This is a genomic window from Streptomyces sp. BA2, from assembly GCF_009769735.1.
In the GTDB taxonomy this organism is placed as follows: domain Bacteria; phylum Actinomycetota; class Actinomycetes; order Streptomycetales; family Streptomycetaceae; genus Streptomyces.
In genome coordinates this window covers 1,542,889-1,560,800 of sequence record NZ_WSRO01000002.1, presented here as the reverse complement: position 1 = coordinate 1,560,800, position 17,912 = coordinate 1,542,889, and the positions used below count along the sequence as shown (strand labels likewise).

Genomic DNA, 17,912 nt, shown 5'->3' with positions numbered 1-17,912 from the left:
CGGTTTAGCGTGGCCGACATGGATGAGCAGCGCGAACACAGGCGCGGCGGTCCGCCCCTGCCCTGGGGCGGACCGGCGATGTGGCGGCAGGGGCCGCCGTGGTGGAACCAGCGCGACGAGACGGGGAACGTCAGCAGGCTGCCGTGGCTGACGACCCTGGCGATCACCGTGTTCGTGCAGATCGGCTCGAAGTACGCGGCGGAAGGCCAGCTCGACCGCGAGCCGCTCGACACCTACGCCCGGCTGCTCCTCCTCGCGGGCACGGTCTCGCTCCTGCTGCGCCACCGCCACCCGGTCCCGGTCGCGTACGTCACGGCAGGGACCGCCCTCGTCTACCTCGGGGCCGGGTACGCGTACGGCCCGGTCCTCATCACCGTCGCCGTCGGCTGCTTCGCCGCGGTCGTCGCTGGGCACCGGCGCGCCGCGTGGGGCGCCGTCGCGATGCTGTGGGCCGGGCATCTGCTGGTCGCGCACTGGCTCTACCGGTGGCTGCCGCCGGACGGTGACGGACCGCGGACCTGGGGCGAGGAGACCGTCGTCGCCGTCTGGGTCGTCGCCATCATCGCCGTGTCCGAGCTGGCCCGCGTACGACGCGAGCAGTGGATGAAGGAGCGTGCCGAGCGCGCGCAGGCCGCCAAGCGGCGGGCCGACGAGGAGCGTCTGCGCATGGCCCGCGAGCTGCACGACGTCCTCGCGCACAGCATCTCCGTGATCAACGTCCAGGCGGGCGTCGGCCTCGCGCTCCTCGACTCCGACCCCGAGCAGGCCCGCACCGCCCTGACCACCATCAAGGCCGCGAGCAAGGAGGCCCTTGGGGAGGTCCGTCAGGTACTCGACACGCTCCGAGCACCCGGTGACGCGCCGCGCGCCCCTGCTCCCGGGCTCGACCGGCTGCCCGAGCTCGTGCAGCAGGCCGCCAGTACGGGGCTCACGGTCGACGTCGACACGCAAGGAACCGGCAGGAAGCCGGCGCCCGGCGTCGACCTCGCCGCCTTCCGCATCATCCAGGAGGCCCTCACGAACGTCGTACGCCACTCGGGATCGCGGCACGCGCGCGTGCTTGTGCGGTACGAGGCCGCGGCGCTCACCCTGCGGGTGGACGACGACGGCCCCGCGACCGGCGCGGACGCGGGCGGCAGCGGCAACGGTCTCGCGGGAATGCGGGAGCGCGCCGCGGCCCTGAATGGCACGATCGAGGCGGGCTCGCGCCCGGACGGGGGATTCCGGGTCACCGCCGTACTGCCCACCCGCACGTCACCTCAGGAGGACCAGTGATCCGCGTACTGCTCGCCGATGACCAGTCGTTGGTCAGGGCAGGGTTCAAGGCGCTGCTCGACGCCCAGCGGGACATCGAGGTCGCCGGAGAGGCCGCGGACGGCGAGGAAGCCGTGCGCATGGTGCGGGAACTGCGGCCCGACGTCGTCCTGATGGACATCCGCATGCCGCTGCTCGACGGGCTCGCCGCGACCCGGAAGATCACCGAAGAGCCGGACCTGAACGACGTCAAGGTGGTCATGCTGACCACCTTCGAGCTGGACGAGTACGTCTTCGAGGCGATCCGTTCCGGGGCTTCGGGATTCCTCGTCAAGGACACCGAGCCCGAGGAACTGCTGCGTGCCGTCCGGGCGGTGGTCGACGGCGACGCGTTGCTCTCGCCCGGTGTGACGCGCCGCCTCATCGCCGAGTTCGCGGCCCGCTCCAAGGAACCCACGGGGCCCGAGCCGCTGGGTGAACTCACCGAGCGGGAGCGGGAGGTGATGGCGCTGGTCGGCATCGGCCTGTCGAACGAGGAGATCGCCCGCCGTCTGGTCGTCAGCCCGCTCACCGCGAAGACGCACGTCAGCAGGACCATGGTGAAGCTCGGCGCCCGGGACCGCGCCCAACTGGTCGTCCTGGCCTACGAGTCCGGCCTGGTACGCCCCGGCTGGCTCGGCTGACGCGTCGCGCGCCGGTGGCGTACGAGGATCGTCACCAGGGAGACGACGAAGACGACGGCCCCCGCGATCACGCCGGCCCGGACCAGCGTGCCCTCGCTGGGTGACGTCACGCCGAAGAAGAACGCCGGTGAGGCCACGGCCAGCGCCGTGCAGCCCGCGAAGGACGTGGCGGCGAAGAGCGCGAAGCCGATCTCCACAGTGTCCGCGTCGCGCTCGGCCTGCGTCCTTCGCCCCATCCTCAGAGTGTGCGGTGCGCGCTCCCGGCGGGCAAGCAACCGCGCGCCGGGAGCGGCCTGTTGATCGGTCGGGCAGTCAGTCGCGGGCGGCCACCGGCTCCCTCTCCGCCGCCTCCTGGGGCTGCGACTTCGCGACGACGACCGTCTCCCGCGTACGCCGCGTCCGTACTCCGGTGAGGGTGATGAGCAGCCCCGCGACCGCGATGGCCGTCACCACGATCAGGCCGGGCCGGTAGCTGTCGAGCACGGCCTGCGGCGAGGCGTCGGCTCCGTGGGAGGCCGCGGTGATCACGGCCGTGACGACGGCGAGGAAGATCGCGCCGCCCACCTGGATCGAGGTGTTCAGGAGGCCCGAGACCATGCCCTGCTCGTCGTCGTCCACGCCGTTGGTGGCCTGGATGTTGAGCGAGGGGAAGACCAGGGCGCACGCGAAGCCGAGCAGGATCATGGAGGGCAGCACCATGGACGCGTACGACGGGGTGAGGCTGACGCGCAGGAACAGCACGTACGAGGCGACGAGCAGGACGAAGCCCGCCACGATGACCCGCGGAGTGCCGAACCGGTCGATCACCGAGCCGACCTTCGTGGACGACAGGGCGACCAGAGCGCCCGCGGGCAGGAAGGCGAGCGCGGTCTCCAGGGCGGACCAGCCGAGCAGTGTCTGGAAGTACTGCGTGGCCAGGAACTGGAAGGAGACATAGCCGCCGAAGAACGTCATCGCACCGATCTGCGCCCGGAGTTGGGGCCCTGAGCGCAGGACGCCGAGGCGGATCAGGGGGCTCGCGGTGCGCAGTTCGATGCGTACGAAGACGGCGAGCAGCACGGCCGCGGCGAGGAACGACAGGAGGGTGCGGGCCGAAGCCCAGCCGGCCTCCGGTGCCTCGACGACCGTGAACACGAGGAGCAGCATCGCCGCCGTGCCGGTGACGGCGCCCGGTACGTCGTAGCCGCCGGCGTTCTTCTCGCGGGCGCTGCGCGGGATCAGCTTGAGTCCGGCGATCAGCGCGATGACGGCGATGGGTGCGGGCAGCAGCATCGTCAGGCGCCAGCTGGCCTCGGTGAGCAGTCCGGAGAGGACGAGTCCCATGGAGAAGCCGGTGGCGGCGCAGGTGGTGTAGATGGTGAGCGCGCGGTTGCGGACCGGGCCCTCGGCGAACGTCGTCGTGATGATGGACAGGCCCGCGGGCGCGGTGAACGCGGCGCTCAGGCCCTTGATGAAGCGGCTCGCGATGAGCAGCGGACCCGAGTCGACGAACCCGCCGAGCAGCGAGGCGAGGGCGAAGACGGCGAGTGCGATGAGGAAGACGCGGCGCCGGCCGAGCAGGTCGGCGGCCCGGCCGCCCAGGAGCAGGAGGCCGCCGTAGCCGAGGATGTAGCCGCTGACGACCCACTGGAGGGTCGAGGTGGAGAGGTTCAGTTCCGAGCCGATGGAGGGCAGCGCGACGCCGACCATCGATACGTCGAGTGCGTCGAGGAACATCGCGGCGCAGAGCACGAGGAGAGTGCCCCACAGACGCGGGGACCAGCGCTCCGGGGACGCGGAGGCGGCTGTGAGCGGAGAAGTCATGCGGAGCACAGTACATGCACGTGCATTGACTGCAAGTGCATTTAATTCCGATGCAACGAAGGGGGCTTTTTCTGCTACCGTGCGATGTCATGGCGGCGAAGAAGGCCGAGCAAGGGCTCGTGGACCAATGGCGCGACATCCTCGCGGTGCACGCGCGCACCCTGTGCGAACTCGACAACGCCCTGCGTGAGCACGGCCTCGGGGCGAGCGACTTCGAGGTCCTCGACGTCCTGTCCGAGGGCGCCGCGGCGGACGGCGACTGCGCCTACCGCGTGCAGGACATCGCGGGCCGGGTGCATCTGAGCCAGAGCGCGCTCTCGCGCCTCATCGGCCGTCTGGAGAAGGACGGCCTCGTGGAGCGCGCCATGTGCAGCGAGGACCGGCGCGGGGTGCGCGTCGTGCTCACCGACAGGGGGCGCCGGCTGCACGCGGAGGTGCGGCCGTTGCAGCGTGCGGTCCTTGAGCGGATGCTGGCGGAACCCAGCTCCAAGTAGCCCTCCTCGGGTCTCACACGCCCGACGTCTCGCTCCACAGCGCGCTGAGCGCGCTGTCCCCGCTGACGTGGGGGAACGGCGCGCGATTCCACAGCGCGAGATAGAGGCCCTCCGCTGGCCCCGACACCTCGCAGTCGGCCGGGCCTTCGTCGCCCCGCTCCGTGGCGGGCGGCTCCTGGGACAGGCGAACGGTCCACACGGCGTCCGCCCCGGCGTCCGTCGCCCGCACGCGCAGGACCCGCGGCTCCGGCGTACGCACCCTGCTGCGTGAGCGCGCGTGAAACCCGCGGAGCAACTCGTCGATCCCGTCCGCGGCGAACTCCGTGCCGATCGGCGACGGAGCGCCCCCGCGCGCGGACTCGGCGTCCACGCGGTGGATCGTCGTCTCGTTCGCCTGCCGCCGCGCCCAGAACGCGAGCGGGGACGGCGCGGGCAGGAACGCCCAGCACCGCACGTCGGGCGCGGCGGCCCGCAGCGTGGCGACCAGGTCGGCGTGCGCCTGCCGGTACCAGTCGACCAGCGCGGCACCGTCGAGCTCCGGCGGGTCGCTCAGCGGTCGCGGCGAGGCGTGCTCCTCGGCTACGAACGCCCCGGCCCAGCGGTGCACCGCTCCCGTGTGCCGCAGCAGATCGCGCACCACCCAGCCGGGGCAGGTGGCCACCTCGGCACCCGTCCCGGCCGCATCGGCGGCGCGGGCAAGCAACTTGCCCTCCGCGTCCAGAACTTCAAGGTGCTCGGAGATCTCCATGTGCGGGATTGTGCCCGATGGAGTGCGCTCCAGGGGGGCCGGGGTCCGCTACTCCTCCTGCGCTTCTCTCTCGTCGAGTTGATACAGCTCGGGCACGGAGACCTTGATCGGCTCCTGCGTGGTCCGGGCGATCACGACGACCGCGGGCTCGTTCGGATCCGGGTTCTCCTCCCGGTGCGGGACGAACGGGGGTACGAGGAAGAAGTCACCCGGCTCGGCGGCGAGCCGCACTTCCTCGGTGCCGTCGTGGTAGACGAACACAGGGTGACCGCTGACCACGTAGATGCCCGCCTCCGAGTCTCCGTGATGGTGGTTGTCGGTCGCGCTCAACGGCGGGTTCTCCACTATCCCCATCCAGAGCTTCTTCGAACCGACCGTGCCGCCACTGATGGCGGCGAAGCCGTCCAACTCGCCGCATCCGACGTGGTGGACGCGGTTGTTCAGCGGTGCGTTGTCACCGGAGCCCGGCGCGGTTTTGACGCTGTCGTGGATAGTCATCGTGCAGCCTCTCGGTTTCGATCTCCTTGACGTGGACCAGGCTGCGACACCAACTCCGCCTGCCGCAAACGTTGTTGCGGTTATGGCAAAGAAGTGGGTCTCGTTCGTTAGGGTGGCGGAGAGAGACTGATCCGAGGCCTTCGGCCAGGGGGAAACGGGGAGCCGCTGCGTCATGACCGCCTCTCAGCCGGCGCCCGCGGTGCTGCCCCCAACCCTGCGCGTGTGGCTCGGTCTTACCGCCGCCCTCGCCACGCTGGTGGTGGTCGTGCTCGGGGTCCTGTACGCAGGCCACAGCGAGCCCGGCACGGTGGACAGGTGGGTCATCGAGCCGACGGCGGACAGTGTGCGGCCCCCGTGGCGGCAAGTCGCCCTGGCCACGGACTTCCTGGCGGAGCCCGTGGGGGCGGCGTTGCTGGTCGTCGCCGCCGTGGCGGGCTGTCTGCTGCTGCGTCATCGCCGCGCGGCCGTGCTCGTCGTTGTCGGCGCCGGCCTCACCGTGGCAACGACGACGCTGCTCAAGCACCTCGTGGGACGCACCATCCACGGCGACGGCAACCTGTCCTATCCCAGCGGCCACACCGCCTTCCTCACCGCGCTCGCCCTCGTGGTGGCGCTGCTCGCGACCGGCCGGCTCGGCCTCGGCAGGACGGCGGGCACGCTGCTCGTGCTCGCCGCCGCGCTGGTCGCCGGTGCCGCCATGGGCTGGGCGCAGGTGGCCCTGGGCGCGCACTACCCGACCGACGTCTTCGGCGGCTGGTGCACCGCGCTGGCGGTGACACCGGCGACCGCGTGGCTGGTCGACAAGGCGGCTGACGCCAGGCGGCGGGAGCCCCGCTGACGTCACGTCACGTCACGCCACGCCCGCGCCCCCGCCGCGTCACGCCAAGGGGCGGAACACCGGCTTCACCGGCCGCCCCGCCATCCACGGCGTGGGATCAGCGGCGTCAAGTGCCTTCCGGTACACCGCACATGCCTCGGCCACCACATCGACGGTGCGGTCGATGTCGGCGGCGTCGAGCGCGCTGCTCACCACGAACGACGGGGCGAGCACCCCGCCCGCGAGGAGCCTGCGCAGGAACAGGGTGCGGTACTCCTGCGACGGCTGCCGGTTCTCGTCGAGGGTGGCGTAGACCAGATTGCTGGCCCGGCCCCGGACCACGACGTGCTCGCCGACGCCCATACCCGCCGCGGCCTCGCGGACACCGGAGGCCAACCGCTCGCCGAGAGCGTGCAGTTGCGCCGTGACGCCCTCCTCGGCGTAGGTGGCCTGCACGGCCATCGCGGCGGCCAGGGAGTGCGTTTCGGCACCGTGCGTGGTGGACAGCAGGAACACCCGGTCACCGGAGTGACGAAGCCCGCCCCGCTCCATCAGCGCGCGGCGCCCGGCGAGCGCGGAGACGGCGAATCCGTTGCCCAGCGCCTTGCCGAACGTGGAGAGGTCGGGGGTGACGCCGTACAGGCCCTGGGCTCCCGCCTCGGACCACCGGAAGCCGGTGATCATCTCGTCGAAGACCAGTACGCAGCCGTGCCGGTCGGCCAGCTCGCGGAGGCCCTGGAGGTAGCCGGGAGTGGGGTCTCCCCTGCTCGAACGAAGTTGAGAGCTTGGGGAAGGCTCGGCGTGTCCGGCGGGCTCCAGGATCAGGCAGGCGACCTCGCCCTGGTACCGGGTGAGCAGCTCCTCCGTGGCGGCCAGATCCCCGTAGGGGAAGGACACGGTGAGCTCGGTGGTCGCCGCCGGAACGCCGGCCGACATCGGCGTCGTACCGATGAACCAGTCGTCGACGGAGAAGAACGGATGGTCGGCGCAGATGGCCACCCGCTCGCGCCCGGTGGCGGCGCGGGCGAGGCGTACCGCGGCGGTGGTGGCGTCGGAGCCGTTCTTCGCGAACTTCACCATCTCGGCGGTCGGCACCGTGGACAGGAAGCGTTCCGCGGCATCGACCTCCACGATGGAAGGACGGACGAAGTTGCTGCCGCGGTCGAGCTCCCGCCGCACCGCCTCGATCACGCGGGGGTGGGCGTGGCCCAGGCTGACCGACCGCAGCCCTGACCCGTACTCGATGTAGCGGTTGCCGTCGACGTCCCAGACGTGGGCCCCGCGTCCGTGGCTGATGACCGGGGCCAGGTTCTCGGGGTACTGGTCGTCGCCCTTGGCGTAGGTGTGCGCGCCCCCGGGGACCATGGCGTGCAGCCGCTCGTTCGCCGACCGCGACATGGGCAGGGCGAACTCTTCGGTGTCCACGGTGAGTTCAGCTCTCCTTCTGCTTCAGGGCCTGCGCGAGGCTCGGCGCCTCCCGGTCCCGCTGGGACATCGATGTGGGCGGCAGCGGCCAGGGAATGGCAAGCTCCGGGTCGTCGAAGGCGATCGTCACGTCCTCGGCCGGATCGTGCGGCCGGTCGATCCGGTACGAGGTGTCGGCGGTGTCGGTCAGCGCCTGGAAGCCGTGCGCGCATCCTGCCGGGATGTACAGGCTCGTCTGCGTCTGGCCGGACAGCTCGAAGGTGGCGACGTGGCGGTACGTCGGTGAGTCCGGCCTCAAGTCCACGACAACATCGAAGATCTTCCCGTACGAGCACCGCACCAGCTTGGCCTCGCCCGCGCCGGAGCGCAGGTGCAGGCCGCGCAGCACGCCCCGCACCGAGCGGGACACGCTGTCCTGGAGGAAGGCGTACGGGTCGAGTCCCACCGAGCGGACCACGTCGGCGTCGAAGGTGCGGCAGAAGAAGCCGCGCTCGTCGGCGTACGGGGTCGGCTCGAACAGGTACGCGCCTGCGATCGCCGGGACTTCGGTCGCTTTCATGGAGTCTCCTGCCGGGCGTTCGCCTTGAACAGGGTCGTACTCAAGGCGGTGAACTGGTGGGCGAGTTGCCGCGCGACTTCCTGGTTCCGCTCGGTGAGGATCCGGCGCAACTCCGCCGATCGCTTCTCCAACTCCCGGAACTGTTCGAGGAGTGTGCCGGCGTCGACCTCGCGAGCCGGATGGCAGTACGCGCCGAGGCCCATCCTCGCCATGAGCGCGTCGCTCTTGGCGGCATAGCTGAGTGCGAGGGTGGGCGTGCCGACCTTCAGCGCGCAGATCAGGTTGTGGTAGCGGGTGGCCACCACGGCGTCGGCGGCCGCCGTCTCCTTCATCAGGCCGGCAAGGGAGCCCACTTCGGCGGCCGTGACCAGGGGCGAGTCCACCGCTTCGAGGATCGCGGCGACCACCGTCGCATCGCAGTCGTCGCCGGTGAGCAGGCGGACCTGTCTGCCCTCCTCGACCAGTGCGCGCACGAACCGGGTGGTTCCTTCGAGGTAGCGGCGGTGGATCTCGTCGGCCCTCGCGCGGTCGTCGTCGCCCCCGTGGAAGTCCATGACGCCTACGCAGACCTGGCCGGTCGGTCCTGGCGGCGGCGTCGGCAGGGCGAAGGCGAGGTCCGGGTAGACCTCGTCGCGCGCGGTGTCCACGCCCATCGCCCGCATCGCGTCGCGGGATTGGGCGTCCCGGTACGAGCGGTACGCGGCGAGGCGTGCCGACCAGCGCACCAGGGCCCGGGTCGGACGGTTGCCGATCTCGGCGGCGCCGACGCCGACCAGGGCGACCTGGGTGCGAAGCAGCTTGCCGCTCGCGCAGAGCAGGAACAGCGAGTACGGGAAGCCCCACGGCCGCAGCGGCAGCGTGGCCTCCAGGACGCCCATGCCCGGCACGATCACCACGTCGTGCCGGCGCACCCAGGCCGCGGTACGGACGGCGTCGACGAGTTTGCCCAGGCCCTTCCCCGCGATCGCGCCCGCACGTGACGCGGTCCGGTACTCCCCGCGGTACCAGTGCAGCCGCGTCGCGGGGATCCCGTACCGGGCCTCGACGACCTCGGGACCGCCGCACAGCGCGTCCACGACCGCCTCCGGGTGCTCGGCGCGGAGGTAGCCGAGCACGGCCTCGAGCGACCCGTCGTTGCCGAGGTTGCCGGAGCCGAGCAGGCCGAACACCCCGACGCGGGCCGCGGTCACCCCTGCCTCCCCTCGCGGCCCGCGACGAGGGCGTCGACGGAGACAGTGAGCAGGGCCGGGTCGACCGGGGCGCGGTCCTCGACCCGTTCGCCCGCGCCGGGCCGGACCCGGCTGGTCATCCACGAGGCGAGGTGGCGGTAGCAGGCGCGCCGGTCGGCCGCCGACAACGGCGCCCGCCGGACCGCCGCGACGAAGCCCCAGACGTACTCGGCGAGCAGCCGGGGCGTCGGGTGCAGCGGGCCCGCCCGGCGCGGGTCCAGGTTGACGCACCGGGAGCGCTTGGAGGGGTTCGCCCGCTCGGCGCGGGTGGGGTGGTCGCGGCGGAAGTACAGCAGCTCCGGCACCTGGTGGAAGGGCCCGTGCAGGGTGATCTCGGCGACGAAGGTGCGGTCCGCGTGGTGGTAGCTGTCGTGCGGCTTCACCCGGCGCAGCACGTCGGCCCGCATCACCCCGTAGAAGTCGTCGCCACCGGGCTCGAACAGCAGGCTGCGAAAGCGCTCCGGCGCGCGCGGCGCATCGGTGGCGAGCCCGTACGTGTACGGGACCTTCACCTGTCCGTCGCCGTCGATGACCGCCTGGCCGGAGTGCGCGAGGACCACGTCCGGCCGCTCGTCGAGGGCGTCCACGCAGCGCCGCAGCAGTTCCCGCGCGTACAGGTCGTCGTGCGACGCCCACTTGAACAGTTCGCCGCGGCACTCGGTGAACACGTAGTTGTGGTTCGGCGCGGCGCCGATGTTCCGGGGCAGCCGGATGTACCGGATGCGTGAGTCCCGCGCTGCGTACGTGCGGCAGATGTCCTGGGTTCCGTCGGTCGAGGCGTTGTCCGAGATGACCAGCTCGAAGTCCTCGTAGGTCTGGCCGAGCAGGGCGTCGAGCGCCTCGGCGAGGTACTCCTCGCCGTTGTAGACGGGCAGGCCGATGCTCAGCCGGGGTTGGGCGGTCATGACGTCCTCACTTCGGGGATGGAATCGCGGTGGCGCTCGCGCAGGGCGGACCGCAGCTGCAGCCACCACACGGCCGAGCCGCAGACGGTCGCGGCGGCGACGCCCCAGGCCGAGCCGACCGTGCCGGCCACGGCCGCCCCGCCGAGCCCGCCGCTGACGTAGAAGGTGGAGGCGATGAGCTGGCAGCGCAGGCTGCGCCGGGCCGCGGCGAGCGCGCGCAGGCCGGCCGCGGCGCCCGTGCCGAGTCCCGAGCCCGCGACGCCGAGCGCGGCCGGCACGATGAGCTCCGACGCGGAGCTCCAGACATCGCCGAGCACGAGCTCGCCGGCCCGGTCCGGCACAAGCAGCAGTGCCGCGCCCCAGAGCAGGGCGGCGGCGGCCTGCCCGCCGCCGAGCAGGAGGCAGAACCTGCCGAGCCGGTGCGGGGCCCGCCGCAGCACCCGGGCCGCTTCCGCGACGGTGACCAGCGACAGGCCCATCAGCACGGCGAGGAACGGTCCGAGCAGGAGCTCGGCGCCCCGGATCGCACCCACCGCGCCGACCCCGACGATCGCGCCGAGCCCGTAGGCCCGCAGCTGGCTCGCGCCGCTGAGGCTGACGTTCTCGACCAGGTACCGGTAGCCGAGGTCGCGGTGTTCGCGAAGCCACCCGCGCGCTCGGGTCACCCGGGGCCGGATGCCCGACTGGAGGCAGCCGTACCCCGCGGCCACCGTGGCGGACGCGCCCCAGGCGAGCACGAAGGCCGCCACGCTGCCCACGTGTGCCGCCACGACCATCGCCGGGACGAGCGCGACGCCCCAGACGAGGTCGTTGACGAACGCCTTGCGCCCTGCGCCCGCGGAGAAGAACGCGTACCGCCAGGCGTCCTGGAGCAGCAGCCCCGGCAGCACGACGCCGAGGCACGCGAACGCGGGCCCCACGCGGCCGCCGACCGCGAGACCGGCCACCAGGCAGGCCGCGCCGATGGCGGCGCCGACGCCGAGCGCGGTGCCCGACGACCGGGCCACCGCAGCGCGCCAGGGCGCGTCCGGCACACCGCTGAAGCGCACCACGAGCGGATCGGTCGCAAGGCCGCGGGCGACGTTGAGCACCACGCCGTAGGTCAGCCAGGCGAGGCTGAACACGCCGAACGCGGTCACCCCCAGCGAGCGGGCCACATAGATCCCCACCGCGAAGTTGGTCATGCTGGAGGCCGCCTGGTCGGCGAGCCCCCAGGACAGCCGGCCGGCCATGGCCCGTCTGGCGGTCCGCTTCTCCCCCTCGGTGGTCATCTGGGTCATGCCTTGATCAGCCCTGCGCCGTGCAGGGCGTCGGCCGCGGCGGCGACGGCGCCGAACGGCAGCCCGGACCGCTCGGCGACGTCCAGCAGACCGTGCTCGCCGTCGGACAGGTTGAGCACCCAGAGCATGGCCATCTGGGCCTGCTTGGTGTCGCTGCGGCCCCCGAGCGCGTCGTACAGCCCGCGCCGTCCCAGCTGGGGTTCGCCGTAAGGGCTGAGGTTGACGTACCGCCGGTTGCGGTCAAGGACGGCGAACGCCTCGCGGCAGACCGCGAGGGTGTCCGCCATCGCCTCCGGGGAGACGAAGTCCGGGTTGTCCGCCGAGGTGTGGTACTCGGGGTAGCCGGCGTACGGGGTCCTGCTGAGCGAGCCCACGCCGAGATCGAACCCGGGGGAGCAGTACTGCCGCTCGTCGTAGCCGTACGGAGTGAACTCCGTGACGTGGTGCGGGCGTTCGGACGCTGCAAGGACGTGCCGCATCACCCGGTCGATCTCCGCGTCGCCGCGCTTGCTCTGCTTGTACGTCAGTTGGCCCGAGTCGCCCGCGCAGGCAAGGACAAGGCCGTGCTTGACCTGCTCGATCCGCTCCTGGTTGCGGGCAAGCCAGGTGATCGCCCCGATGGTGCCGGGCGCGAAGATGAACCGGTAGGTGTAGTACGGCGTCGTCTCCGCCAGCGCCCGGGCCAGGAACGTCGCCACCGCGATGCCCGCCAGGTTGTCGTTGGCAAGCGACGGGTGGCAGACGTGACAGGAGACGATCACCTCGTCGGGGACCTGCCCGGGGACCACGTGCTCGGCGTAGGTGAGGTGGCCATCGGCGAGCGTGGAGTCGACACGCACCTCGTAGTCGCCGTCCGGCAGCGCGTCCAAGGTCTCCTGGGCCAGGCAGAACCCCCATTCCGGTTTGTAGTAGCTGGTGCGGTACGGCACCCAACTCGGGTGGTCCGGCAGCGTGTGCAGGTGTTCACGCAGCTCGGACAGCGGCAGGGTCTTCGACACCGGCACGCTGTAGCCGAGCACGTGCAGGCTGGACGCGGCGAAGTCGACGACGCGGTTGCCCGCGGCGTCGGCGACGTACGCGTCCCGGATGTTCCACTCCTGCGGCACCGTCCAGTCGAGCACCTGCGTCCCGGTCGGCACCTCGTGCACCTGCAACGGGACGTACTCGCCGACGATCTCCAGAGTGGCGCGCACACCGTCGCCGGTGATGCTCCGGCAGATCGGGTAGAGCCGCTCCACCAGCGCGTGCATCTGCTCGCCGGCGCTTCTTGTCACACGTGCGGTCATCGGCGCCACCGCAGGGTGTCGTCGACCGTGCCGGACTCGGACGCCGCGCGCAGCACGGCGAGGCGGGTGAAGCGTCGCTCGAAGTCCTCGCGGGTCAGGCCGAACTGTCGGTAGGCGTCGGCGAGTTCGAGCGCGCCTTGCTTGACCGTCCACTCGCAGTCGAAGCCGGGAATCGCGGCGCGGAACCGGGAGAAGTCCACCCGGTACGAGCGCGGGTCGGCGCCGGTCTCGCCGGTGATCACCACCTTCGAGCCGGACACCGCCGCGGCGACCTGCTCGGCGATCTCGGCCACCGTGACGTTGTTGATCTCGCTGCCGATGTTGAACGCCCGGTCGTGCACCGCTTCTTGGGGCGCGGTCAGCGCGGCAGCGAAGGCCCGTGCGATGTCGGCCGCGTGTACCAGTGGGCGCCAGGGGGTGCCGTCGGAGAGCACCAACACCTCGCCGGACAACAGCGCGTGGCCCACCAGGTTGTTCAGCACGATGTCGGCGCGCAGCCGGGGTGAGAAGCCGAAGGCGGTGGCGTTGCGCATGAACACCGGGCTGAAGTCGCCGTCGGCCAGCGCGTGCAGGTCGTCCTCCACCCGCACCTTGGACTCCGCGTACGGCGTCACCGGGCGCAGCGGGGCGTCCTCGGTCACCAGGTCGCCACCGCCCGCGGCGCCGTACACCGAGCAGGTCGACGCGTACAGGAAGCGCCGCACTCCGGCCTCGCGGGCGAGCCGGGCAAGGCGTACGGACGCATGGTGGTTGATGTCGTAGGTGAGCTCCGGCGCAAGCGATCCCAGCGGGTCGTTGGACAGCGCGGCCAGGTGGATCACGGCGTCCACCCCGGCCATGTGTTCGGCCGTGACGTCGCGCAGGTCCACCTGGTGTCCGGACGGGTCCGCGGGCGGCGGGCCGAGCACGCAGTCGGCGAACAGGCCGGCGTCAAGACCGACGACTTCGTGTCCGGCGGCCGCGAGGACCGGGGCCATCACGGTGCCCAGGTACCCCTGGTGTCCGGTGAGCAGTACGCGCAAGGTTCATTCCCCCAGATCGAAAGTGCCGAGATTGAGCGTGAGTTTCGTGGCGGCGAACGCCTCGGCGTAGCGCGCGTGGCATTCGATGCCGCGGATCCGCGCGAGACCGAGGAAGGCCTCCCGGTCGTACCAAGGGCGGTGCCGCTGCGAGGGGTAGTGCTCCTGCAGCAGCCGCACCTTCCGCTCGGCGATCTCCGGCGCCAGCGGCTGGTACGCCGACGGGCGGCCGAGATCGCCGTCCCACTTGACGATCTCGTAGCCGAGCACGAGGTGATCGCGGAACGCGGTGGGTATGAGCCGCGCCAGGCCGCGGTGGTCCTGGTGCGCGTCGTCCGTGCGCGGGGCCAGGATCAGATCCGGCTCGGTCTGCCCGCGCAGCTCCTCGACCGCGGCCTTGGCCTCGTCCCAGTGCACGGGCATCCGGCCGTCCGGCAGCTTGAGCACGGTCAGGCGCAGGTCGGCGCCCGGGCAGAAGGCTTCGAGCGCGGCCCGCTCCTCCTGCTCACGCTCGCTGCCACCGCCGGAGAGCACGAGCGCGTCGACGCGGATACCCGGCCGCGCGAGGCACAGCATGAGGAGCGTGCCGCCGGCGCCGATGGCGATGTCGTCGCAGTGCGCGCCGACCGCGACGATCCGGTTCAGGGGCCCGGCCCCGAGCCCGATCACGCGGACCCCACCGCGGCGCGGTCCCGCTCCCACACAGCCCACGGGCGGTCGCCCCGCGCGTGCGCCTCGTCGAGCGCTGCCCGCTCCTTGACGGTGTCGGTCGGCTTCCAGAAGCCGCGGTGCTGGTGCGCCACGAGGCGGCCCTGCTTGGCCAGTTGGGCGCATCCGTCGGCGACCAGATCCCCGTTCTCCGGGATGTGGTCGAAGACCTCCTGGCGGAGCACGAAGTAGCCGCCGTTCTCCCACATCGGCAGTTCGCTGACCGGGGTGATGCCCCCCACCAGGCCGTCCTCGCCCAGGTCCACGCAGTGGAACGAGGACTGCGGCGGCACCACCATCATCGACGCACCCGCGTCGCGCCGGGCGAACTTCTCGATCATCTCCGGCAGCGGGGCGTCGGTGAGCACGTCGGCGTAGTTGGCGAGGAACATCTCGTCGCCGTCCAGGTGGTGCCGCACCCGGCGCAGCCGCTCCCCGATCGGTGACTCGATGCCGGTCTGCGCGAACGTGATCGTCCAGTCGGAGATGTCGGTGGAGAGCAGCTCGGTCCGCCCGCCCCGCAGCACGAAGTCGTTGGACGTCGTCTCCTCGTAGTTGAGGAAGAAGTTCTTGATGTGGTGGGCCCCGTAGCCGAGGCACAGGATGAACTCCGTGTGCCCGAAGTGCGCGTAGTAGCGCATGACGTGCCAGATCAGCGGCCGCGGGCCGACCATCGCCATCGGCTTGGGCACATCGTCAGCGGCGCCGCTGCGCATCCGCATCCCGTAACCGCCGCAGAACAGTACGACCTTCATGATGTGCCCTCGACAATGCTCAGTTCCGGGATGGGAAAGACAAGGCGGCCGCCCCAGTCGTGCACGAAGGACAGCTGCTCGACCAGCTCGTCCCGCAGGTTCCACGGCAGGACGAGGACGTAGTCCGGCCTGTCGGCGGCTATCTGCTCGGGCGGCAGGATCGGGATGCGGGTGCCCGGGGTGAACCTGCCGTGCTTGTAGGGGTTCCGGTCGACCGTGTACGGGAGCAGGTCGGGCCGGATGCCGCAGTGGTTGAGCAGGGTGTTGCCCTTGCCCGGGGCGCCGTAGCCGACGACCGTCTCGCCGCGCTCGGCCGCTGTGATGAGGAACTTGAGGAGCTCCCGGCGCACCTTGGCCACCCGGGCGGAGAACTCGGTGTACCCGGACAGCTCCTGCAGCCCGGCGGCCTTCTCCCGGGCCAGCACGTCGGCCACCCGCTGTGCCGGCTCACCGGCCATCTCGGTGGGCCGGGCCCACAGCCTGATGGAGCCGCCGTGCGTGGGCAGCAACTCGACGTCCACGAGCGTGAGTCCGCCGCCGGCCAGAGCGCGGATCGCGGACGCCACCGTGTAGTACTGGAAGTGCTCGTGGTAGATCGTGTCGTACTGGTTCTCCTCGATCAGGGTCAGCAGGTGCTGCACCTCGATGGAGACCCAGCCGTCGTCGGCCACCAGGGCGCGCAGCCCCTGGGTGAACCCGACGACGTCGGGGATGTGCGCGTACACGTTGTTGGCCACGACCAGGTCCGCCGGGCCGTGCTCGGCGCGGACGGCCGAGCCGGTGTCCGGGCTCAGGAACTCCGTGAGCGTGGGCACACCCGCGTCCCGCGCCGCGGCACCGACGTTCACCGACGGCTCGATGCCGAGGCAGCGGATCCCCCGGTCCACCACGTGCCGTAGCAGGTATCCGTCGTTGCTCGCGACCTCGACCACGAAGGCTTCTTTTTCCGAGGGTCCGAGACCCACCCGCTCTACGGCGTCGGCGACGAACGTACGCGCGTGCTCCACCCAGGAGGTCGAGAAGGAGGAGAAGTACGCGTACTCGCTGAACGTCTCCTCCGGCGTGATCAGCGGCGGTATCTGCGCGAGCCAGCAGTCCGTGCAGACCCGCAGGTGCAGCGGGTACGCGGGCTCCGCCCGGTCCAGTTGGTCCGCGGCGAGAAAGCTCTCACATGGCGGCGTCGCCCCGAGGTCGACGACGCTCGCCATCGATTCCGAGCCGCAGAGTCGGCATCGTGTCATCTACTGTCCCCCCATAATTCCGTCCGACCCGCGATCGCGGTGCGGTACCCCTCCACCAGGCGCTCAAGGCCGACGGCCGGGCTGAAGCCCTGCTCGTAACGGCGCCGGGCCGCCCGGCCCATCTCCTGGTTGCGGGCCTGCTCGGCCGCGATCCGGCGTATGCGCTCCGCGAGCGAGGCTGCCTCGCCCGGCCGGTGAAGCAGCCCGGTCACGCCGTCCTCGACGAGTTCGACGAAGGCGCCGTGACCGGCGGCGACGGTCGGAACCCCGGCCGCCATCGCCTCCACGACCACCAGGCCGAACGCCTCAAGCCACGTCGAGGGAGCCACCACCGCGACCGAGCGCGCGATGGCCTTGCGGCACTCCGCCGCGTCGTACAGACCGACGTAGCGCACGTCGTCCCGGCCCGCGGCCCAGGCGGTCACCTCTTGCTCGAGCGGCCCCGTGCCGGCGATCACGAGCGGCACGCCCACACCGCCGTCGGCGGCTATCTCGTCCCACGCGGCCATGAGCAGCCGCACGCCCTTGGCCTCCGCGAGCCGGCCGAGATAGAGCAGATGCTCACCGGCGCCTTCACGGCGGGTGTCCGGTTCGGGCACGAAGTTGTGCTTCACCACCAGGCGTTCGGCCGGCATGCCGGACCGCACCAGGACGTCGCGCTGCGCCGCGGAGATGCAGAAGAACCGCTCCACCCCGGACCACCACCGGCGCCGGTTGACGAGAAGGCTGACCGCGAGCGGCACCGTCGCGAGCCGGGAGTTCCGGTAGCAGCCGTGCCGGACGGCGGGCAGCGGCGCCGCAGCCCCGACGCACTCGGTGCACGGCCGGCCGTCCCGCTGCAGCGTGCCGGGCGGGCAGACCTGGGTGTAGTTGTGCAGCGTGGCGACGGCGGGCACACCGGCGTCGGCGCAGGCGGCAAGCACCGCGGGGGAGAGGAGCGGGAAGACGTTGTGGACGTGCACCACGTCCGGCCGCTCGGCGCGGAGCCGGGCGGCGAGCTCCTTGCGGACCGCCGGGTTCCACGGCACGAGGAGCGCCACCGCGGCCTTGGCGGGCAGGGACCGGGCGGCGATGTCGTCGCTGCGCCGCTCGAACACCTCGACCCGGTGGCCGGCCGCGCGCAGCAGCTCCACCTCCTGGTCGACGACCTTGTTCTCGCCGCTCGGCTGCGCCGAGGCGTAGCGGTTGTGCACCACGAGGACGTGCAT

19 protein-coding genes are annotated in these 17,912 nt (G+C 71.7%); 4 read left to right on the top strand and 15 right to left on the bottom strand.

All coding sequences use genetic code 11. The features are described from left to right. The first annotated feature begins 18 nt into the window (after positions 1 to 18). The gene (locus tag E5671_RS09570; RefSeq protein WP_160503421.1) at positions 19 to 1,275 is read left to right on the top strand and encodes a sensor histidine kinase; all 1,257 of its coding nucleotides are present in this window, start codon (positions 19 to 21) and stop codon (positions 1,273 to 1,275) included. Beyond that, positions 1,272 to 1,937: a response regulator gene (locus tag E5671_RS09565; RefSeq protein WP_160503420.1), complete on the top strand. Its 666-nt coding sequence runs from the start codon at positions 1,272 to 1,274 to the stop codon at positions 1,935 to 1,937. The genes E5671_RS09570 and E5671_RS09565 overlap by 4 nt, the downstream gene beginning before the upstream one ends. Here the strand turns inward: E5671_RS09565 and E5671_RS09560 are convergent. Next, positions 1,898 to 2,173: a DUF6332 family protein gene (locus E5671_RS09560; protein WP_160503419.1), complete on the bottom strand. Its 276-nt coding sequence runs from the start codon at positions 2,171 to 2,173 to the stop codon at positions 1,898 to 1,900. The genes E5671_RS09565 and E5671_RS09560 overlap by 40 nt on opposite strands. A gap of 76 nt (positions 2,174 to 2,249) precedes the next feature. Continuing rightward, positions 2,250 to 3,740, bottom strand: coding sequence for an MFS transporter (locus E5671_RS09555; protein WP_160503418.1), 1,491 nt, complete (start codon positions 3,738 to 3,740; stop codon positions 2,250 to 2,252). An 89-nt stretch (positions 3,741 to 3,829) separates the two neighbouring features. On the opposite strand from E5671_RS09555, the gene E5671_RS09550 reads away from it, so the two are divergent. Then, positions 3,830 to 4,234, top strand: a complete 405-nt coding sequence (locus E5671_RS09550) for a MarR family winged helix-turn-helix transcriptional regulator (RefSeq protein ID WP_160503417.1) — start codon at positions 3,830 to 3,832, stop codon at positions 4,232 to 4,234. Between the two features lie 13 nt (positions 4,235 to 4,247). On the opposite strand, the gene E5671_RS09545 is transcribed toward E5671_RS09550, so the two are convergent. Both E5671_RS09545 and E5671_RS09540 read right to left on the bottom strand, forming a co-directional pair. Then, complete coding sequence (locus E5671_RS09545; RefSeq protein ID WP_160503416.1) at positions 4,248 to 4,982, bottom strand: maleylpyruvate isomerase family mycothiol-dependent enzyme; 735 nt, start codon at positions 4,980 to 4,982, stop codon at positions 4,248 to 4,250. A gap of 48 nt (positions 4,983 to 5,030) precedes the next feature. After that, complete coding sequence (locus tag E5671_RS09540; protein ID WP_160503415.1) at positions 5,031 to 5,480, bottom strand: cupin domain-containing protein; 450 nt, start codon at positions 5,478 to 5,480, stop codon at positions 5,031 to 5,033. 172 nt (positions 5,481 to 5,652) lie between these two features. Here E5671_RS09540 and E5671_RS09535 point away from each other — a divergent pair, with 172 nt between their 5' ends. Next, positions 5,653 to 6,318, top strand: a complete 666-nt coding sequence (locus E5671_RS09535; RefSeq protein WP_160503414.1) for a phosphatase PAP2 family protein — start codon at positions 5,653 to 5,655, stop codon at positions 6,316 to 6,318. A gap of 39 nt (positions 6,319 to 6,357) precedes the next feature. On the opposite strand, the gene E5671_RS09530 is transcribed toward E5671_RS09535, so the two are convergent. From E5671_RS09530 to E5671_RS09480, 11 genes are read right to left on the bottom strand one after another with little or no spacing between them, the layout of a single operon-like run. Continuing rightward, a complete protein-coding gene (locus E5671_RS09530) occupies positions 6,358 to 7,722 on the bottom strand; it encodes a glutamate-1-semialdehyde 2,1-aminomutase (protein WP_160503413.1) in 1,365 nt (454 codons plus the stop codon). A gap of 7 nt (positions 7,723 to 7,729) precedes the next feature. Continuing rightward, entirely contained in the window at positions 7,730 to 8,281 is a 552-nt protein-coding gene (rfbC, locus tag E5671_RS09525; protein WP_160503412.1) for a dTDP-4-dehydrorhamnose 3,5-epimerase, read from the bottom strand. Continuing rightward, positions 8,278 to 9,471: a polysaccharide pyruvyl transferase family protein gene (locus E5671_RS09520; RefSeq protein ID WP_160503411.1), complete on the bottom strand. Its 1,194-nt coding sequence runs from the start codon at positions 9,469 to 9,471 to the stop codon at positions 8,278 to 8,280. Before E5671_RS09520 ends, rfbC begins: the two co-directional genes overlap by 4 nt. Beyond that, the gene (locus tag E5671_RS09515) at positions 9,468 to 10,415 is read right to left on the bottom strand and encodes a glycosyltransferase family 2 protein (RefSeq protein ID WP_160503410.1); all 948 of its coding nucleotides are present in this window, start codon (positions 10,413 to 10,415) and stop codon (positions 9,468 to 9,470) included. Before E5671_RS09515 ends, E5671_RS09520 begins: the two co-directional genes overlap by 4 nt. Then, entirely contained in the window at positions 10,412 to 11,686 is a 1,275-nt protein-coding gene (locus E5671_RS09510; RefSeq protein ID WP_443032782.1) for a hypothetical protein, read from the bottom strand. Before E5671_RS09510 ends, E5671_RS09515 begins: the two co-directional genes overlap by 4 nt. 5 nt (positions 11,687 to 11,691) lie before the next feature. Then, a complete protein-coding gene (locus E5671_RS09505) occupies positions 11,692 to 12,981 on the bottom strand; it encodes a DUF4910 domain-containing protein (RefSeq protein WP_202121062.1) in 1,290 nt (429 codons plus the stop codon). Further along, positions 12,978 to 14,003: an NAD-dependent epimerase/dehydratase family protein gene (locus E5671_RS09500; protein WP_160503407.1), complete on the bottom strand. Its 1,026-nt coding sequence runs from the start codon at positions 14,001 to 14,003 to the stop codon at positions 12,978 to 12,980. The genes E5671_RS09505 and E5671_RS09500 overlap by 4 nt, the downstream gene beginning before the upstream one ends. A 3-nt stretch (positions 14,004 to 14,006) precedes the next feature. Beyond that, a complete protein-coding gene (locus E5671_RS09495) occupies positions 14,007 to 14,669 on the bottom strand; it encodes a PIG-L family deacetylase (RefSeq protein ID WP_160503406.1) in 663 nt (220 codons plus the stop codon). After that, positions 14,666 to 15,463 carry a glucose-1-phosphate cytidylyltransferase gene (locus E5671_RS09490; RefSeq protein WP_160503405.1) on the bottom strand — a complete coding sequence of 266 codons (798 nt, stop codon included), beginning with the start codon at positions 15,461 to 15,463 and terminating at the stop codon, positions 14,666 to 14,668. The genes E5671_RS09495 and E5671_RS09490 overlap by 4 nt, the downstream gene beginning before the upstream one ends. Then, a complete protein-coding gene (locus E5671_RS09485; protein ID WP_160503404.1) occupies positions 15,460 to 16,704 on the bottom strand; it encodes a class I SAM-dependent methyltransferase in 1,245 nt (414 codons plus the stop codon). Before E5671_RS09485 ends, E5671_RS09490 begins: the two co-directional genes overlap by 4 nt. Then, positions 16,701 to 17,912: a glycosyltransferase gene (locus E5671_RS09480; protein ID WP_160503403.1), complete on the bottom strand. Its 1,212-nt coding sequence runs from the start codon at positions 17,910 to 17,912 to the stop codon at positions 16,701 to 16,703. The genes E5671_RS09485 and E5671_RS09480 overlap by 4 nt, the downstream gene beginning before the upstream one ends.

Bases quoted from the DNA above. Each gene is read 5' to 3' on its own strand.
- E5671_RS09570 (WP_160503421.1), top strand. From the start codon at position 19: ATGGATGAGCAGCGCGAACACAGGCGCGGCGGTCCGCCCCTGCCCTGG.
- E5671_RS09560 (WP_160503419.1), bottom strand. From the start codon at position 2,173: ATGGGGCGAAGGACGCAGGCCGAGCGCGACGCGGACACTGTGGAGATC.
- E5671_RS09555 (WP_160503418.1), bottom strand. From the start codon at position 3,740: ATGACTTCTCCGCTCACAGCCGCCTCCGCGTCCCCGGAGCGCTGGTCC.
- E5671_RS09550 (WP_160503417.1), top strand. From the start codon at position 3,830: ATGGCGGCGAAGAAGGCCGAGCAAGGGCTCGTGGACCAATGGCGCGAC.
- E5671_RS09545 (WP_160503416.1), bottom strand. From the start codon at position 4,982: ATGGAGATCTCCGAGCACCTTGAAGTTCTGGACGCGGAGGGCAAGTTG.
- E5671_RS09540 (WP_160503415.1), bottom strand. From the start codon at position 5,480: ATGACTATCCACGACAGCGTCAAAACCGCGCCGGGCTCCGGTGACAAC.
- E5671_RS09535 (WP_160503414.1), top strand. From the start codon at position 5,653: ATGACCGCCTCTCAGCCGGCGCCCGCGGTGCTGCCCCCAACCCTGCGC.
- rfbC (WP_160503412.1), bottom strand. From the start codon at position 8,281: ATGAAAGCGACCGAAGTCCCGGCGATCGCAGGCGCGTACCTGTTCGAG.
- E5671_RS09515 (WP_160503410.1), bottom strand. From the start codon at position 10,415: ATGACCGCCCAACCCCGGCTGAGCATCGGCCTGCCCGTCTACAACGGC.
- E5671_RS09510 (WP_443032782.1), bottom strand. From the start codon at position 11,686: ATGACCACCGAGGGGGAGAAGCGGACCGCCAGACGGGCCATGGCCGGC.
- E5671_RS09505 (WP_202121062.1), bottom strand. From the start codon at position 12,981: ATGACCGCACGTGTGACAAGAAGCGCCGGCGAGCAGATGCACGCGCTG.
- E5671_RS09490 (WP_160503405.1), bottom strand. From the start codon at position 15,463: ATGAAGGTCGTACTGTTCTGCGGCGGTTACGGGATGCGGATGCGCAGC.
- E5671_RS09485 (WP_160503404.1), bottom strand. From the start codon at position 16,704: ATGACACGATGCCGACTCTGCGGCTCGGAATCGATGGCGAGCGTCGTC.
- E5671_RS09480 (WP_160503403.1), bottom strand. From the start codon at position 17,912: ATGCACGTCCTCGTGGTGCACAACCGCTACGCCTCGGCGCAGCCGAGC.